The organism is Pseudomonas triclosanedens (assembly GCF_026686735.1).
Lineage (GTDB): Bacteria > Pseudomonadota > Gammaproteobacteria > Pseudomonadales > Pseudomonadaceae > Pseudomonas > Pseudomonas triclosanedens.
The window spans coordinates 1,780,782-1,796,245 of sequence record NZ_CP113432.1; the positions used below are offsets into that span (position 1 = coordinate 1,780,782).

Annotated in this window: 17 protein-coding genes and 1 tRNA gene; all 18 read left to right on the plus strand. The window is 56.9% G+C overall.

The annotated features are described in order from the left end of the window. Positions 1-13 precede the first annotated feature (13 nt). Positions 14-460 (plus strand): tol-pal system-associated acyl-CoA thioesterase, encoded by a 447-nt coding sequence (gene ybgC, locus OU419_RS08470; protein ID WP_254471453.1) that lies wholly within the window; start codon positions 14-16, stop codon positions 458-460. 1 nt (position 461) lies between these two features. Continuing rightward, positions 462-1,157 carry a protein TolQ gene (gene tolQ, locus OU419_RS08475; RefSeq protein ID WP_254471452.1) on the plus strand — a complete coding sequence of 232 codons (696 nt, stop codon included), beginning with the start codon at positions 462-464 and terminating at the stop codon, positions 1,155-1,157. Positions 1,158-1,181: 24 nt separating this feature from the next. Further along, complete coding sequence (gene tolR / locus OU419_RS08480; RefSeq protein ID WP_254471451.1) at positions 1,182-1,646, plus strand: protein TolR; 465 nt, start codon at positions 1,182-1,184, stop codon at positions 1,644-1,646. Then, positions 1,643-2,632, plus strand: coding sequence for a cell envelope integrity protein TolA (tolA, locus tag OU419_RS08485; RefSeq protein WP_254471450.1), 990 nt, complete (start codon positions 1,643-1,645; stop codon positions 2,630-2,632). The genes tolR and tolA overlap by 4 nt, the downstream gene beginning before the upstream one ends. Beyond that, positions 2,629-3,927 (plus strand): Tol-Pal system beta propeller repeat protein TolB, encoded by a 1,299-nt coding sequence (tolB, locus tag OU419_RS08490; RefSeq protein ID WP_254471449.1) that lies wholly within the window; start codon positions 2,629-2,631, stop codon positions 3,925-3,927. The genes tolA and tolB overlap by 4 nt, the downstream gene beginning before the upstream one ends. Before the next feature lie 52 nt (positions 3,928-3,979). Further along, positions 3,980-4,486, plus strand: coding sequence for a peptidoglycan-associated lipoprotein Pal (gene pal / locus OU419_RS08495; RefSeq protein ID WP_254471448.1), 507 nt, complete (start codon positions 3,980-3,982; stop codon positions 4,484-4,486). Positions 4,487-4,492: 6 nt separating this feature from the next. Then, positions 4,493-5,329 (plus strand): tol-pal system protein YbgF, encoded by an 837-nt coding sequence (ybgF, locus tag OU419_RS08500; RefSeq protein WP_254471447.1) that lies wholly within the window; start codon positions 4,493-4,495, stop codon positions 5,327-5,329. A gap of 195 nt (positions 5,330-5,524) precedes the next feature. After that, on the plus strand, positions 5,525-6,172 hold the full coding sequence (gene queE, locus OU419_RS08505; protein ID WP_254471446.1) for a 7-carboxy-7-deazaguanine synthase QueE: 648 nt from the start codon (positions 5,525-5,527) through the stop codon (positions 6,170-6,172). 20 nt (positions 6,173-6,192) lie between these two features. Then, the gene (queC, locus tag OU419_RS08510) at positions 6,193-6,867 is read left to right on the plus strand and encodes a 7-cyano-7-deazaguanine synthase QueC (protein WP_254471445.1); all 675 of its coding nucleotides are present in this window, start codon (positions 6,193-6,195) and stop codon (positions 6,865-6,867) included. A 59-nt stretch (positions 6,868-6,926) separates the two neighbouring features. Then, positions 6,927-7,002, plus strand: a tRNA-Lys gene (locus tag OU419_RS08515). A gap of 446 nt (positions 7,003-7,448) precedes the next feature. Beyond that, on the plus strand, positions 7,449-9,515 hold the full coding sequence (locus OU419_RS08520) for a hypothetical protein (RefSeq protein ID WP_254471444.1): 2,067 nt from the start codon (positions 7,449-7,451) through the stop codon (positions 9,513-9,515). Then, positions 9,512-9,967, plus strand: a complete 456-nt coding sequence (locus tag OU419_RS08525; RefSeq protein ID WP_254500540.1) for a GtrA family protein — start codon at positions 9,512-9,514, stop codon at positions 9,965-9,967. Before OU419_RS08520 ends, OU419_RS08525 begins: the two co-directional genes overlap by 4 nt. A 3-nt stretch (positions 9,968-9,970) precedes the next feature. Then, on the plus strand, positions 9,971-10,786 hold the full coding sequence (locus OU419_RS08530; protein WP_254471442.1) for a glycosyltransferase family 2 protein: 816 nt from the start codon (positions 9,971-9,973) through the stop codon (positions 10,784-10,786). Next, positions 10,783-11,661 carry a lysylphosphatidylglycerol synthase domain-containing protein gene (locus tag OU419_RS08535; protein ID WP_254471441.1) on the plus strand — a complete coding sequence of 293 codons (879 nt, stop codon included), beginning with the start codon at positions 10,783-10,785 and terminating at the stop codon, positions 11,659-11,661. The genes OU419_RS08530 and OU419_RS08535 overlap by 4 nt, the downstream gene beginning before the upstream one ends. 19 nt (positions 11,662-11,680) lie before the next feature. Beyond that, on the plus strand, positions 11,681-13,135 hold the full coding sequence (locus tag OU419_RS08540; protein ID WP_254471440.1) for a hypothetical protein: 1,455 nt from the start codon (positions 11,681-11,683) through the stop codon (positions 13,133-13,135). After that, a complete protein-coding gene (locus OU419_RS08545) occupies positions 13,119-13,517 on the plus strand; it encodes an HAD family hydrolase (RefSeq protein ID WP_254471439.1) in 399 nt (132 codons plus the stop codon). The genes OU419_RS08540 and OU419_RS08545 overlap by 17 nt, the downstream gene beginning before the upstream one ends. An 8-nt stretch (positions 13,518-13,525) precedes the next feature. Then, the gene (locus OU419_RS08550; protein WP_254471438.1) at positions 13,526-14,278 is read left to right on the plus strand and encodes a glycosyltransferase family 2 protein; all 753 of its coding nucleotides are present in this window, start codon (positions 13,526-13,528) and stop codon (positions 14,276-14,278) included. Positions 14,279-14,388: 110 nt separating this feature from the next. Continuing rightward, positions 14,389-15,447, plus strand: coding sequence for a quinolinate synthase NadA (nadA, locus tag OU419_RS08555; RefSeq protein WP_254471437.1), 1,059 nt, complete (start codon positions 14,389-14,391; stop codon positions 15,445-15,447). Positions 15,448-15,464 lie beyond the last annotated feature (17 nt).

Here is a 15,464-nt window from a genome sequence, read left to right on the forward strand (position 1 = left end):
TTGGTTCTAGAGTATGCGCGCGCAACACGGGGGTCAGCCGTTCCAGATGCGGTATCGGGTCTATTACGAAGACACCGATGCCGGCGGCATCGTCTACTACGTCAATTACCTCAAGTTCATGGAGCGGGCTCGTACCGAGCGGCTGCGTGACCTGGGCTTCGCCCAGTCACAGCTGGCGGGAGAGAACCTGCTTTTCGTCGTTCACTCGGCCGAGGCGCGCTACCACGCGCCCGCCCGTCTGGATGACGAGCTGCTGGTCAGTGCCGAAGTCGAGGAATTGAACCGCGCGAGCCTGAGGTTTCGTCAACAGGTTCGGCGGGCGTCGGATTCGACCTTGCTCTGCGAGGGGCGATTCCTGGTGGCGTGCGTGCGGGCGGACAACCTGAAACCCCGCGCTATCCCAGATGTGTTGCGTGCGGCATTTGCCGGCAGTCCGGACACCCTTTCAGCAGGAGATTAACGTGGAACCGAACGTCGTCGACCATACTTCCATGTGGAGCTTGATCAGTAACGCCAGCATCGTGGTACAGCTGGTCATGCTGACCCTGGTGGCCGCCTCGGTCACTTCGTGGATCATGATTTTCCAGCGCAGCAATATGATGCGCTCGGCCAAGAAAGCCCTGGAAAACTTCGAAGAGCGCTTCTGGTCGGGCATCGACCTGTCCAAGCTCTATCGCCAGGCAGGCAGCAATCCCGACCCGGATTCGGGCGTGGAACAGATTTTCCGTGCCGGTTTCAAGGAATTCTCCCGTCTGCGCCAGCAGGCCGGCGTCGATCCGGATGCGGTGATGGAAGGTGTTTCCCGTGCCATGCGCGTTGCAATCTCCCGCGAGGAAGAAAAGCTGGAAACCAGCCTGCCGTTCCTTGCCACTGTTGGTTCCACCAGCCCGTACATCGGTCTGTTCGGTACCGTGTGGGGCATCATGAACTCCTTCCGCGGCCTGGCTGCTGTGCAGCAGGCAACCCTCGCCACCGTGGCGCCGGGTATCGCTGAAGCGCTGATCGCTACTGCGATTGGCTTGTTCGCGGCGATCCCGGCGGTTATCGCCTACAACCGCTTCTCCGCTCGCGCGGAAACTCTGATCGGCCGCTACTACACCTTCGCCGACGAGTTCCAGGCCATCCTGCACCGCAAAGTGCATACCAGCGACGATTGAAGACGACGTAAGAGGTAAGCCGATATGGCAAGGGTTCGTCACAAGCGCAAGCCGGTCGCCGAAATGAACGTGGTGCCTTACATCGACGTGATGTTGGTGCTGCTGGTCATTTTCATGGTGACCGCGCCTATGCTCAACCAGGGGGTCAAGGTCGACCTGCCCAAGGTTTCCAGTGAGGCGCTGCCGCAGGACAACGACTCCCGCGTTCTCACCATCTCCATCAAGGCCGACAAGACCTACTACTGGAATATGGGGTCCGAGGTCGATCCCGATCAGGGCAAGGGCAGCCAGACAGCTGTATCCCTCGATCAACTGGTCAACGCTGCTTCCGGAATCATGGCCGAGAACAGTCGTCAGGGTAAGAAAGTCCAGGTCTTCGTCCGTGGTGACAAAGCCGTCGACTACGGTTCGGTCATGGCTGTCATGGGCGGCCTGCAGAAGGCCGGTGTCGGCAATGTCGGTCTGATTACCGAGGCGCCGGGGACTTGATGCACCAGCTCGAGCGCTCTCCATCGGAAAGCTACTTCTGGCCGATCGTTCTGGCCGTAGTCCTGCACGTCCTGATCTTCGCGATGCTCTTCGTCAGTTGGGCAATGACACCTGAGCTGCCGCCTTCGCGGCCGGTCGTTCAGGCGACCTTGTACCAGCTGAAATCCAAGAGCCAGGCAACCCAGCAGACCAACCAGAAGATCGCCGGCGAGGCGAAGAAGACTTCGTCGCGCCAGTACGAGCAAGAGCAGTTGGAGCAGAAAAAGGCTGAGCAGCAGGCCATAGCTGCGGCAAAAGCCGAGGAACAAAAGAAGGCCGACGCGGCTCAAAAGGCTGCCGAATCCAAGAAGGCAGAAGAGGCCAAGAAGGCTGCTGATGCTGCCGCAGCCAAGAAGGCGGCCGAGGCAAAGGCGGCCGAGGCAAAGGCGGCCGAAGCGAAGCAGCGGGCTGATATCGCCAAGAAGAAGGCCGAGGAAGAGGCCAAGAAGCAGGCCGCTGAGGACGCGAAGAAGAAAGCGGCAGCCGATGAGGCCAAGAAGAAGGCCGCAGCAGTCGAGGCGGCCAAGAAGAAAGCCGCTGCGGCGGCTGCCCGCAAGGCGCAGGAAGACAAGAAGGCCCAGGCGCTGGCTGAACTGCTGTCGGACGATACGCAGCGGCAGCAGGCTCTGGCTGACGAGCAGGGCAACGAAGTGGCTGGTAGCCTCGATGATCTGATCGTCAAGCTGGTGAGCGAGCAGTGGAACCGCCCGCCATCGGCGCGTAACGGAATGAGCGTAGAGGTGCTGATCCAGATGTTGCCGGACGGTACCATCACCAATGCCAGCGTGACCCGTTCGAGCGGCGACAAACCGTTCGATGCGTCTGCGGTGGCTGCGGTGCGTAACGTCGGTAGGATTCCCGAGATGCAACAACTGGATCGTGCGACGTTCGATAGTCTCTACCGTCAACGCCGCATCGTCTTCAAACCGGAGGATTTAAGTCTGTGAGCACCCTGATTCGCTTCGCGCTGTTCGCCCTGGCTTTGGTGGCCGGCGTCGCGCAGGCCGCCGACCCGCTGGTGATCTCCAGCGGTCGCGACGCGGCCGTACCGATTGCCGTAGTTCCGTTCGGCTGGCAGGGCGGTAACGTTCTGCCCGAGGATATGTCGAACATCATCGGCAATGATCTGCGTAACTCCGGCTACTTCGAGCCGATCCCGCGGCAGAACATGATCAGCCAGCCGGCCCAGGCCAGCGAGGTCATCTACCGCGACTGGCAAGCTCTTGGCGCGCAATACGTGCTGATCGGCAATATCGTACCGGCCGGCGGTCGTCTGCAGATCCAGTACGCGCTGTTCAACGTGGCGACTCAGCAGCAGGTCATGACCGGCAACGTGGGCGGTACCACCGAACAGATGCGTGATATGGCGCACTACATCGCCGACCAGTCGTTCGAGAAGCTCACCGGTATCAAGGGCGCGTTCTCCACCAAGTTGCTCTATGTGACCGCGGAGCGTTTCTCGGTGGACAATACTCGTTACACCTTGCAGCGTGCCGACTATGATGGTGCTCGCCCGGTGACCCTGCTTCAGTCTCGCGAGCCGATCCTGTCGCCGCGCTTCTCCCCTGATGGTCGTCGTATCGCCTACGTGTCCTTCGAGCAGAAGCGTCCGCGCATCTTCATGCAGTATGTCGATACCGGTCGCCGCGAGCAGATTTCCAACTTCGAAGGCCTTAACGGTGCACCGGCGTTTTCCCCGGATGGCAACCGCCTGGCGTTCGTGCTGTCCCGCGATGGCAACCCGGAAATCTACGTGATGGATCTGGGAAGCCGTCAACTGCGGCGTCTGACCAATAATGGCGCCATCGACACCGAGCCTTTCTGGGGCAAGGATGGTTCGACCCTTTACTTCACGTCGGATCGCGGTGGCAAGCCGCAGATCTACAAAATGAACGTCAACTCCGGTGCAACCGACCGCGTAACTTTCATTGGCAACTACAACGCCAACCCGAAACTTTCCGCGGATGAGAAAACTCTCGTAATGGTTCACCGCCAGGACGGTTTCACCAACTTCCAGATCGCGGCCCAGGACCTTCAGCGCGGCAGTCTGCGCGTACTTTCCAACACTACTCTGGACGACTCGCCCACTGTTGCGCCCAATGGCACGATGCTAATATATGCCACCCGCCAGCAGGACCGGGGCGTGTTGATGCTCGTGAGCATCAACGGACGTGTTCGGTTACCGCTACCCACCGCTCAAGGCGACGTGCGCGAGCCTTCCTGGTCCCCTTACCTGAACTGACGGTTGCCAACTGTTTCAAATTTATACACTGGGGTTCATTAGGAGTTACATGATGGAAATGCTGAAATTCGGCAAATTTGCCGTTATCGCCCTCGCCATGGCCGTTGCAGTAGGCTGCTCGTCCAAGAAAGGCGATGCTACTGGTGAAGGCGCCAATGGCGGCGTTGATCCGAACGCAGGCTACGGTGCCAACAGCGGTGCCGTTGACGGCTCCCTGAGCGACGAAGCTGCTCTGCGCGCTATCACCACCTTCTATTTCGAGTACGACAGCTCCGACCTGAAGCCGGAAGCCATGCGCGCTCTGGACGTACACGCCAAGGACCTGAAATCTTCCGGTCAGCGCGTAGTTCTGGAAGGTCACACCGACGAACGCGGTACCCGTGAGTACAACATGGCTCTGGGTGAGCGTCGTGCCAAGGCCGTTCAACGCTACCTGGTTCTGCAGGGCGTTTCGCCGGCTCAACTGGAACTGGTTTCCTATGGTAAAGAGCGTCCGGTTGCTACTGGCCACGACGAGCAGTCCTGGGCCCAGAACCGTCGCGTTGAGCTGAAGAAGTAAGACGTGATGCCGATGCGCCTGCGTTTTCTGACCTTGTTGGCATGCGGTCTGCCCCTGATGGCGGCGGCCGCGGTTCCGGTACAGGACGGTAGCGGTGGCTATGCCAGCGCGCCGCCTTCGGGTTATGGCACCGCAGGTGCAGAGGGCGCCTATGCCGGAGGCGGGATGACAACTCCCGTCTCCGGACAGGCACAGCTGTTCATGCAGTTGCAGCAGATGCAGGACGAGTTGTCCCGGCTGCGCGGCATGCTCGAAGAGCAGCAGAACCAGATCCAGCAGATGAAGCAGGAAAACCTGGAGCGTTATCAGGACCTTGACAGCCGGATTTCCGGTGGTGCGGGTGCCGGTTCGGCCAGTGCTGCTCAACAGAATTCTCCAGTTGCTGGCGCTAGTGCCGGAGTTGCTGCAGGTGCCGGCGCAGCCGCCGCTACTCAGCAGCCTGCCGCCAGCAGCGAGCCGGGCGATCCGGCAAAGGAAAAGCTCTACTACGATGCCGCCTTCGATCTAATCAAGGCCAAGGACTTCGACAAGGCCAGTCAGGCCTTTGGGGCTTTCCTGCGCAAGTACCCAAACAGCCAATACGCCGGCAATGCCCAGTACTGGCTGGGCGAAGTGAACCTTGCCAAGGGTGATCTGCAGGGCGCTGGTCAGGCTTTCGCCCGTGTCAGTCAGGCTTATCCGAGTAGCGCCAAGGTGCCGGATTCGCTGTACAAGCTCGCTGATGTCGAGCGTCGTCTGGGTAACACCGACAAGGCCCGCGGTATTCTCCAGCAGGTTATCGCCCAGTATCCGGGCAGCTCCGCCGCTCAGTTGTCTCAGCGGGACCTCAAGAACCTGAAGTGAAAGTCTCCCGCACGTAATCCGAAACCCGCGCTTGTCGCGGGTTTTTTCGTTAGAATCCGCCCCCCGGAAGCGCCAGTGGTTTCAGCTCCGCTGATGTCTGCGTCGCTCCGGATATGCCGGGTGCGTTGACGCGCGCCCACGACTCCAACGCAACGGAGGCGGATGGCCTGTATCGCCGTCACGCCCGTGGCTGATATGCAACAGACTCTGAGAATCACCGAGATTTTCTACTCGTTGCAGGGGGAAACGCGCACCGCCGGCTTGCCGACGGTGTTCGTACGCCTGACTGGCTGTCCCCTGCGCTGTCAGTACTGCGATACCGCTTATGCCTTCAGCGGCGGCGAGATCCTGTCCATCGAGACCATTCTCGCTCGTATCGCGAGCTACAAACCTATCTATGTCTGCGTCACTGGCGGCGAGCCATTGGCCCAGCCCAATTGCGTTCCGCTGTTGCGGCACTTGTGCGATGCCGGTTACGAGGTCTCTTTGGAGACCAGTGGCGCACTCGACATCTCCGCTACGGATCGTCGCGTCAGCCGGGTATTAGATTTGAAGACCCCTGGCTCCGCCGAAGTCGCCCGTAATCGCTACGAGAATATTGCGCAGCTCACGCAAAACGACCAGGTGAAGTTCGTCATCTGCTCCCGCGACGACTACGACTGGGCGGTTTCCAAGCTCATCGAGTATCGCCTGGAGCTGCGCGCAGGTGAGGTGCTGTTCTCTCCCAGTCACCGACAGGTCGACGCTCGTGCCCTTGCCGACTGGATCGTGGCAGACAACCTGCCAGTCCGTCTGCAACTGCAGCTCCACAAGATTCTCTGGAACGACGAGCCGGGCCACTGAGCACGGAGGAGATGTTCTTCATGACTGATAAGAAAGCCGTAATTCTGCTATCAGGCGGCCTAGACTCTGCCACCGTGATTGCATTGGCGAAGGCCGAGGGCTATGCCTGCTACACCATGAGCTTCGACTACGGCCAGCGCCACCGCGCCGAATTGCAGGCAGCCGAGCGAGTGGCTCGCCAGCAGGGAGTGATCGAGCACAAGGTGATTGGCCTCAATCTGAATGGTATTGGTGGCTCGGCCCTGACCGACAGCAGTATCGACGTACCTGAGGCGCCAGGCGAAGGCATTCCGGTCACCTATGTGCCCGCACGAAATACGGTGTTTCTTTCTCTCGCCCTCGGCTGGGCGGAGGTGCTGGGGGCGCGCGATATCTTCATTGGCGTTAATGCCGTGGACTACTCCGGCTACCCGGACTGCCGGCCAGAGTTCGTCGAGGCCTTCGAACGCTTGGCAAATCTCGCGACCAAGGCCGGGGTCGAAGGTGATGGCTTCCGCATCCAGGCGCCGCTGCAGTTCCTTTCCAAGGCGCAGATCATTCAGGCAGGTATCGCGCAAGGCGTGGACTACAGCCTGACGGTGTCCTGCTATCAGGCTGACGATGACGGGCGAGCATGCGGTAAGTGCGATAGCTGTCGGCTGCGTTCCGAAGGCTTCTCGATGGCAGGAGTTGACGACCCGACGCGATACTTCTGAAAAAAGTTTCCGAGGGGTGTTGTTTTTACGTTAGAAATCAGTATTATACGCCTCGCGTTGGGTCGTTAGCTCAGTCGGTAGAGCAGTTGGCTTTTAACCAATTGGTCGTAGGTTCGAATCCTACACGACCCACCAACATTCAAAGCCCCAGCTGGCTGCAGCTGGGGCTTTTTATTTCTGTCATCGGATCTAGCCGGACGGTTCGTCCATATGCTGCCAGATGCGCCTCGCTGCTTCGCCTTCCCGCCGCCCCTTCGTAAGCCCTTCCTTCTCGTAGAAATCCGCGCCCCGCAGCTAGTAGGCATTCACCTTGCTGCGGCGTGGCAGGGCTGTATGTCCCTGACAGTGCCTTCGGAAATACTCTAGTCTGGCCTGGCGAAGAAAAGTACAATCCCAATGATGGCTTTCAGAAAAATCTGACATCAAACGAAGCGTAGTGCCAAATGTAGGTTAGAAAACCGGCTGCTTCTCAAACGCTGTGTTTTCGAGAAATTCTGAGCTGCTTTGCATGGGCACGGAGTGCCTTGGAAGGCTCCGCTGCATGCTTGATGTGCGGAGCAGATTGGGGAAGTTGGATATAAATGAATCGTCTACTTGTAGCCTGGCTTGTTCTGGCTGTCATGCCTGTGCTTCTGTTTTTCAAGACTTATCTTCAAAGTGATCTGACGCTTCTCGATAATATTATGGTGGATATTTTTGTCCACGGTGGAAGTTGGTTTGACTGGAAAATAACTCCTGCGCCTGCCTACTTCCCGGATATGTTGGCCTACGCAATTGGTTACTTTGTATTTCCTGGCGTAATGGAGCGAGTCGTCTTTGTTTGCCTTGTACAGGCATTACTGTTGGCTTGGGTTTCTACGCGCTTCGTTACTATGCTTATGGGAGAGGTCTCGCTCAATGCAAGGCTGGCAATCGTCCTGTTAGTTGGTGTTTCTTTGTTGGTTGCCTCAAACTCCGGTATGTGGTTGTTCTTCAATAGCACCAATAATCATTTTGCTGCACTGTTCTTTCCTCTTTTCTGTATGGCATTCTCTCTTGAGTTCTGGCGCAAGGGTGGGATGCTGAGGTCCGTATGGGTATTCGTTGGCGCTATGCTGGGGGCTGCCTCGACCTCGGTATTTGCACTTTCCTTTGTGCTGCCGCTGATTGTCCTGTCCATTGCGTCAATATTGGTACTTCTCGTTGGTAGGCGCAGGATTAAATCAGTTGTCTGGATCGTTTTTGTTGTAATCGCTGGGCAGGTTCTGGGTACAGTAATTAACAAGGAGTTGTTGCCTTACGATGCCTTGGCCGGGCGTGCCCCAATGACAATTGATGCGGCGCTAAACTCCTACAATGTGCTTGTCCAGGCAACGAAACTCACTTTTTCACCGGATAATATTTACACATTCTCTCTTGCGGTGCTGGTCGTTGTAGGCATGGCTTGGGTAGTGCTCGATTGGCTTTTCAGTCTGAAGTCTCTGCGTGGAGAACATGTGGGTAAGTATCCACTGTTCAGCTCCAATTTTTCGGATGTAAGGCAGCGCTATAGCCTTTGCGTGCTGTTCTTGTTGATCGTGCTTCCAGTCAATGTGGCGGGTGCGGTGCTCTCGGGTGGGCTCGTAGATCTTTGGGGATACAGGTATTTTGCGTTTCCGGTAGTCTTGGGTGTCTTGCTTTGCATAGCCATGATCGACTCGCGGGGTAGCTTTAATCTGCGTTGGTCTGGATGGGCTGCCTGGCTTGCCATTCTGCTGCTCGTATTTATGGGGCTGCTTACAGCAAAGAATCGATTTGACTCGACAGGGCGAAGTGATTTTTCTGATGTTCTTCATAAGGGCATTTCGGGAGATTCTGATCGGGTCGGGAATTGTTTGAACCAGATCTCTGCTGATGGGTTTGAGCTTCGCGGCGGTATCGCTGATTTTTGGAATGCTCGTGGTGTGGCTTACAAGGTGGATAAGCCAGTTCACATACTGCCTGTTTATAATAATGTGAGCCCGCGTTTTCAGATGATGAGCCTCGGCCCTCTCGTTGATCCAGGTAGATACGGCTTTGATTATTATAATTTCGCAATTCTGCGGCGATCGGGAACTGTTTCGTCGTTCGATCTGACGCCGGAAACCATTGGACGGCTCATCCCCGCACCCAGCAAAGTTGTGAGTTGTGCGAATACTGATTCAGAGGTTTGGCTGTACGACAGCTTGGCGCTGAATGAGGTTGTACAGAAGAATTTGGATCCTCTTCTGTTTGCGTTGGGCCGAGGAGGGCGGTTTGTGGCGACCGCCGATCAACTGCCTGGTCAGCTTGGTAAGGCTGTGGGCACGACGAGAGTCGCTCAGGCCGGAATTGATCCGATCGGGTTTCTTTCTTATGGACCTTACATCAGGGTTCCTGCTGGACGCTACCAGGCGACAGTCCTCTACTCGGCAACGGTGGCGGGGAATAAAGCAGATGTCGGTATTTTTGCCGACCCAAAAAATCCTGTCTCGCTAGCTAGCTCCGAAATGCCTGCGGGAGAGGATCGGTTGTTGCGCTTCACCTTTGAGTTGAAGGAAGAAGTACCTCAACTCGAGGTTCGTACATGGTTTGAAAATCATGGTGTGCTGACTCTGAAGCAAATCATTATCGAGCCTGAATTGAGCGAACAGCAGGGGGCGTTAAAGTGATTTTCCCCGTCAGGCAACAGAGCCTTCAGTATATACGACAGTTCATGGGGTTTGTATTTCTATCCGGGCTGGGTTGGTTGTGTGATTTCAGTACTTATACGCTGCTGGTCAAGCTGTTTGATATCTCTCCGGCAGTGGCTAACTTTATATCTTCTTATGTGGGCGTGACGTTCGTTTGGTTCACCTCATTGAAGAGCGTGTTCCGGGCAACTGGTAGGGCTGGCTCGCGCTTTTTGCTGCTCTATTGGGCATTTCAGTTTCTGTCGATCCTGGTGTATTCGCACTGTCTCAATCTAATGGTCCGAGTTTTTGGCGATCCGGCGATTTCTTCGCTGCTTGGCGGCGAAGCGGCTGTTGCCGCAAAGATCTTCGTGACCCCATTTAATCTCGTAACTAATTTCATTTTCATGAAGTTTCTCACTCATTTTATGAATAAGATCAAGGCGCCGTGACGCATGGAAAATAAGCCCCGCATACTTGTATTCATCCCAGCTTATCGCTGTGAAGCACAGATTCCCCGCGTGCTTCAGCAGTTCGATGCAAAGGTCCAGTCTTGGGTCGAAACGGTAATCGTCGTGGACAATCGTTCTCCGGACGCTACGCTTGAAGCCGCTATTCGCCAGGGCAGCGAGACGCTCGTACAGAGCGAATTCATCGCTTGGCGTAATGATGACAACTATGGCCTGGGCGGCTCGCATAAGGCGGCCATGCGGTATGCCGTTGAGAACGGCTATGACTATATTGTCGTTCTTCACGGTGATGATCAGGCGGATATTCACGACCTGATTCCCGAGCTGGAGGCTGGAAAGCATCAGGATGTCGACTGCCTGCTGGGCGCGCGCTTCATGGCGGGTAGCCGGCTCCAGGGTTATTCGTTCTTCCGAACTTTCGGAAATCGCGTATATAACGCGTTGTTCTCTCTGGTTGTGCTCCGCAGTATTTACGATCTCGGTTCAGGCCTTAATCTGTACCGTGTTTCAACCTTGCGAGAGTTCTATTACAAGGGTTTTCCGGACGACCTGACGTTCAACTACGTCATGCTCCTCGCCAGTTACTATCGTAAGCAGAAAGTGCGCTTCTTCCCGATCAGTTGGCGCGAGGAGGACCAGCTTTCCAATGTCCGACTGTTCCGCCAGGCATTCAAGGTGCTCGGGCTTCTGGCCGGATATTTCTTTAAGCGCGGTGGGTTCCTCCGTGGGGAAATGCGCGCCAAGCCTTTTGATAGCTATAGCGGGAAGATCCAGCACCGCCAGGGCTCGGCGTCCAGATGAAAAGTACCGTTCGCTGCTACCTGGGGATCTTGCTGGCAGTGATCCTCGGCTGGCTCTGGCTGCACAAGTCTTCATTGGCGGACTTTGTAGCGAGTGAGCGTGTGGCCGAGTTCGTGGGGGTGATGTCGCTTTATCTTTGCTCGCATATCGTGCGCATCTTTCGACTGACGCTGCTGACGCTTGATGAGAGGGATAAGGTATTTCCGCTGATGGCTGCCCATACGTTGACGGCATTCCCCAGCAGTTTCCTGCCGTTCAAGATCGGCGAAGTGCTGCGATTGACGGCCTTCTTCCAGGTTTACGGCGGGCGTCGAAAGGCCTTTGCAGTGTGGTTGGCCGAACGCTTCGGAGATGTACTCGTCATCGCAGCCTTCATTCTTGGGCTCTATGTCTTCAACATCAGCATTCCACCCGCCATGCGCATCGTCTTCATTCTATTTGTTCTGGCTAGTGTCTTCGGGTTGCTGGCGATCTTCGCGGTTGCCAAGGTCTCTGTATATCTGAACCGCCATCTTGTATTGGCCAGCCATAGCGCTCGTGGGTTGTGGCTGCTGCGAACCAGCCACTCGTTGCGCTTGCTGGAGCAGGATATCCACCGTTCGCTGGAAGGCCGCCTCTCTGGCTTCCTGTTGCTGTCTCTGCTGGTCTGGGCCCTGGAAATCCTGGCGCTGGCGCTGTTCATCAATGAGTTCTCGATTGGTGAGCCGAATTTCGCCACGTTGTTTGTCTCTGGCCTTCTGTCCAGCCTGCCGGGTGGTGGGGTAGGTAATACCGAGGCCTTTGGCATTTACCAGTCGCTAGCGCTGGTAGCGTTGACACTCATTTTCCTTGGCGCCGTGTGCTTCTCGGTGCGATTCAAACTGCAGAGGTCGTGACGTGCCGGATTCTCGTCAGATGTTTTTGTTGATCCTGGATGATCGTGAATTTACCCGGGGCGAGGTGAGTAGCCTGGTAGGACGTCGCCGTTTTGGCGATATCATCTTCAAGCGCCGTACTCTGGTTGAGTATTTTCGTGCAGCATTGCCGGAGTGGGCTCGCCCGCACCTGGTTCATCTGCGTAACGATGAGGACATGGCGGTCCTGCGTCAGACCTTGGAGTCCAGCGGAGAAAGTACAGCGGTATGTATTATTGCAGCGCGGGCCGGTTTTGCTCTGCCGGAGCGCCTGACACAGCTCGTTGAACGTATTCCCTACGCAGAGGAGGATTTCACCGACCGCCTCTACAAACCACTACTGGTCTTTCTGCGGAACGCGCATTTTCTCGTGGACCAGTGGACGGCGTTCGAGGCAAGCCCGCTGCATCTATGGGATAGGGCGTGGCAGGGAAGCCAGCGTGTCCAGTCGGTGGAGCCGCTGGATCTGGATAGGATCCGTGACTTTCTGTCGTTTACCAGCGGATCGACCGCTACGCGCCATTTCAACGAGGTGCAGATCGACTCTTACTACTATACGAAGAGCTCAAGCGACAAACGAAAGATGCTGGCCGAGTACTCTTTCTATGGCTTGGTGCCGGAGTCCATGCGCCCGTGGTTGATCCAGCCCTTCGATTATCAGGACGAGGGTGATCGGGCCTCGTACAAGATGCTGCGCTATTACTTGGCGGATGCTGCCCTGCAATGGGTGCACGGTGCATTTGATGCCGAGACGTTCGAGCCCTTCGTTGAGCGTCTGCTGTTCTTTCTCGCCGAGCGCCCCAGGCAGAAATGCTCCAGGGATCGCTCGCTCGAAATCGCCCAGGATCTGTTCGTCAACAAACTCGAAGCGAGGATCAGGCAGTTTCTTACAAGCGAAGAAGGGCTGCGGATCAATCAGTTGGCTACCAGTGCAACGCCGGCGCTCGACATCAATCGGCAACTGGCGCGTTACCTGAGGCTGTATCAGCGGTATCGGAAGGGCTTCGCTACCGATTCCTTAGTGGTGGGGCATGGTGATCCATGCTTCTCCAACCTGTTGTACGACCAGCAGCGTTATCTGCTCAAGCTGATCGACCCCAAGGGGGCGGTGAGTGAGGCAGAGTTGTGGACACACCCGTTGTATGACCTGTGCAAGGTGTCGCACAGCGTCATGGGAGATTATGACTTCATCAATAACGGGTTGTACGACGTAGGCTTCTCTGACGCCAACGATTTGGTGTTGCGCTTGCGCCACAGCGGCCATTCCTCGTTGAAGCCATTATTCCTGCAGAAGGTCCGGAAAATGGGCTTCGAGCCCCGGATCATGCGCCTTGGGGAGGCATCACTGTTCCTTTCCATGTTGCCGCTGCACATCGATTATCCGAACAAAGTGATCGCTTTCATGCTGAAAGCCCATCAGATTCTTGACGAGGTAGAAGGTGAACACAGCCTTTGAGGAAATGGACGGGGTATTGGTTGTCGATATCGACGGCACGCTCTGTGATATCAAGACCGCTGATCAGTCATATGCCGAGTTGCTACCCCGCCAGTCGATGATCGACAAGCTTCGAGAATATCAGTCCAAGGGGTATCGGATCCTGTTGTTCACTGCGCGCAACATGAAAACCCATGGCGGTAGCCTGGGGCTGATCAACAAGCACACGGCACCGGTACTGCTCGAGTGGTTGGCCAAGTGGGATGTGCCGTACGACGAGATCCTGTTCGGCAAGCCCTGGCCGCGTACCAAGGGCTTCTACATCGATGATCGGGCTGTGCGCCCGGATGAGTTCCTCAGTATGAGCGAAGAGGAAATCCATAAATTGCTGGGGCAGGAGTAACTGCGAGCATGCAGAACGTCGTTATCACTATGGCCGGTCGTGGCTCTCGTTTCTACGAGGCGGGCTATACCGTTCCCAAGTATGAAATCATGGCGCACGGTCGTAGCCTGTTCGATTGGTCAATGCTGTCGTTGAAGAACTTTTTCGATGCCGAAAGCCGGGTGATCTTCGTCTGTCTCAAGGAAAACAATTCGGCTGAGTACGTTCTGCAGCGTAGCGAAGCGCTTGGCCTTGCGGATGTGCGAGTGCTGGAGCTGGACCAGGTTACCGATGGCCAGGCCACCAGTGCCTATGTCTCGCGCGACCTGTGGCACCCGGACGGCTCTTTGCTGGTCTACAACATCGACACCTATGTTGTTCCGAATGCTCTTAAGCCAGAGCATATTCGTGCCGGTTCCGATGGCTGGGTGCCGTGCTTCCAGGTTCCCGGCGAACATTGGAGTTTCGTGGCGCTGGGGGAGGATGGCTGGGCTGTGGATTTGGCAGAGAAGCAGAAGATTTCGGACTTTGCTTCCATCGGTCTCTACTGGTTTGCGGATGCCACAGGCTATGTCCACGCCTATGAGCAGTTCTTCTCCGACGAGAAAAACCTGGTTCGCGGCGAGCGTTACATTGCCCCTCTCTACCGGCAGATGATTGCCGAAGGGTGCAAGATTTCCATTTCCGATCTCGCCGTTACGGATGTGCATGTGCTGGGGACTCCGGCCGAGCTGGATCGATTCCTGGCGCTCAGCCCGGATAGCCTGGGGGCTGGCTCGTGATAGCGGGTTGGCTGTGCTTAGCCATTGGGCGTCCGGTTGCTTCGTCGGCCCGGGCTCGATGATAAAATGGCCGGCATAATCAGATTTGCGTCTGTTGAGGTTTGCACACGATGTCCCAGATTCCCGAACGCCTTCTGGTTCAGGCCCATCTGGCTGCCAAGCAGCCCAGGGAGCTGACTGCCCAGGAGGAGGCTGACTACCGTGCAGCCATCGCCGCTGAGCTGAAGGCGCAGAACGCTGTGCTGGTGGCGCACTACTACTGCGATCCGGTGATCCAGGCTCTGGCCGAGGAGACCGGTGGTTGCGTTTCAGACTCGCTGGAAATGGCTCGCTTCGGCAACCAGCATCCGGCACAGACCGTCGTGGTGGCTGGTGTGCGCTTCATGGGGGAGACCGCGAAGATCCTCAATCCGGAAAAGCGTGTACTGATGCCGACGCTGGAGGCGACCTGTTCCCTGGACCTGGGTTGCCCGGTGGAAGAGTTTTCGGCGTTCTGCGACCAGCATCCGGAGCGTACCGTGGTGGTCTATGCAAACACCTCGGCCGCAGTCAAGGCCCGTGCGGACTGGGTGGTGACGTCCAGTTGCGCGGTGGAAATCGTCGAGCACCTGATGGATAACGGCGAACCTATTCTCTGGGCGCCGGACCAGCATCTGGGGCGCTATATCCAGCGTGAAACCGGTGCCGATATGCTGCTGTGGGACGGCGCCTGTATCGTCCATGAGGAATTCAAGGCCAAGCAACTTCAAGATCTCAAGGCGCTATATCCGGATGCCGCGGTACTGGTGCACCCGGAATCGCCCGAAGCAGTGGTAGAACTGGCCGATGCTGTGGGCTCTACCAGCCAGTTGATCAAGGCCGCGCAGACGATGCCTAACCAGCGTTTCATCGTCGCCACCGACCGCGGCATCTTCTACAAGATGCAGCAACTGTGCCCGGGCAAGGAGTTCATCGAAGCCCCTACCGCTGGCAACGGCGCGACGTGCCGTAGTTGCGCGCATTGCCCGTGGATGGCGATGAACACCCTGGAGCGCACCCTGGCGTGCCTGAAAGAGGGCAGTGGCGAAATTTTTGTCGACCCGGCGCTGATTCCGAAGGCGATCAAGCCGCTCAAGCGCATGCTCGACTTCACTCATGCGGCCAAGCTCAAGCTGGCAGGTAACGCCTGATTTGGAAGCACCATGAA

Coding starts and splice junctions, on each gene's coding strand:
- pal (WP_254471448.1), top strand. CDS start 3,980: ATGGAAATGCTGAAATTCGGCAAATTTGCCGTTATCGCCCTCGCCATG.
- queE (WP_254471446.1), top strand. CDS start 5,525: ATGCAACAGACTCTGAGAATCACCGAGATTTTCTACTCGTTGCAGGGG.
- OU419_RS08540 (WP_254471440.1), top strand. CDS start 11,681: ATGTTTTTGTTGATCCTGGATGATCGTGAATTTACCCGGGGCGAGGTG.
- OU419_RS08535 (WP_254471441.1), top strand. CDS start 10,783: ATGAAAAGTACCGTTCGCTGCTACCTGGGGATCTTGCTGGCAGTGATC.
- OU419_RS08530 (WP_254471442.1), top strand. CDS start 9,971: ATGGAAAATAAGCCCCGCATACTTGTATTCATCCCAGCTTATCGCTGT.
- OU419_RS08550 (WP_254471438.1), top strand. CDS start 13,526: ATGCAGAACGTCGTTATCACTATGGCCGGTCGTGGCTCTCGTTTCTAC.
- queC (WP_254471445.1), top strand. CDS start 6,193: ATGACTGATAAGAAAGCCGTAATTCTGCTATCAGGCGGCCTAGACTCT.
- OU419_RS08520 (WP_254471444.1), top strand. CDS start 7,449: ATGAATCGTCTACTTGTAGCCTGGCTTGTTCTGGCTGTCATGCCTGTG.
- ybgF (WP_254471447.1), top strand. CDS start 4,493: ATGCCGATGCGCCTGCGTTTTCTGACCTTGTTGGCATGCGGTCTGCCC.
- ybgC (WP_254471453.1), top strand. CDS start 14: ATGCGCGCGCAACACGGGGGTCAGCCGTTCCAGATGCGGTATCGGGTC.
- tolR (WP_254471451.1), top strand. CDS start 1,182: ATGGCAAGGGTTCGTCACAAGCGCAAGCCGGTCGCCGAAATGAACGTG.
- nadA (WP_254471437.1), top strand. CDS start 14,389: ATGTCCCAGATTCCCGAACGCCTTCTGGTTCAGGCCCATCTGGCTGCC.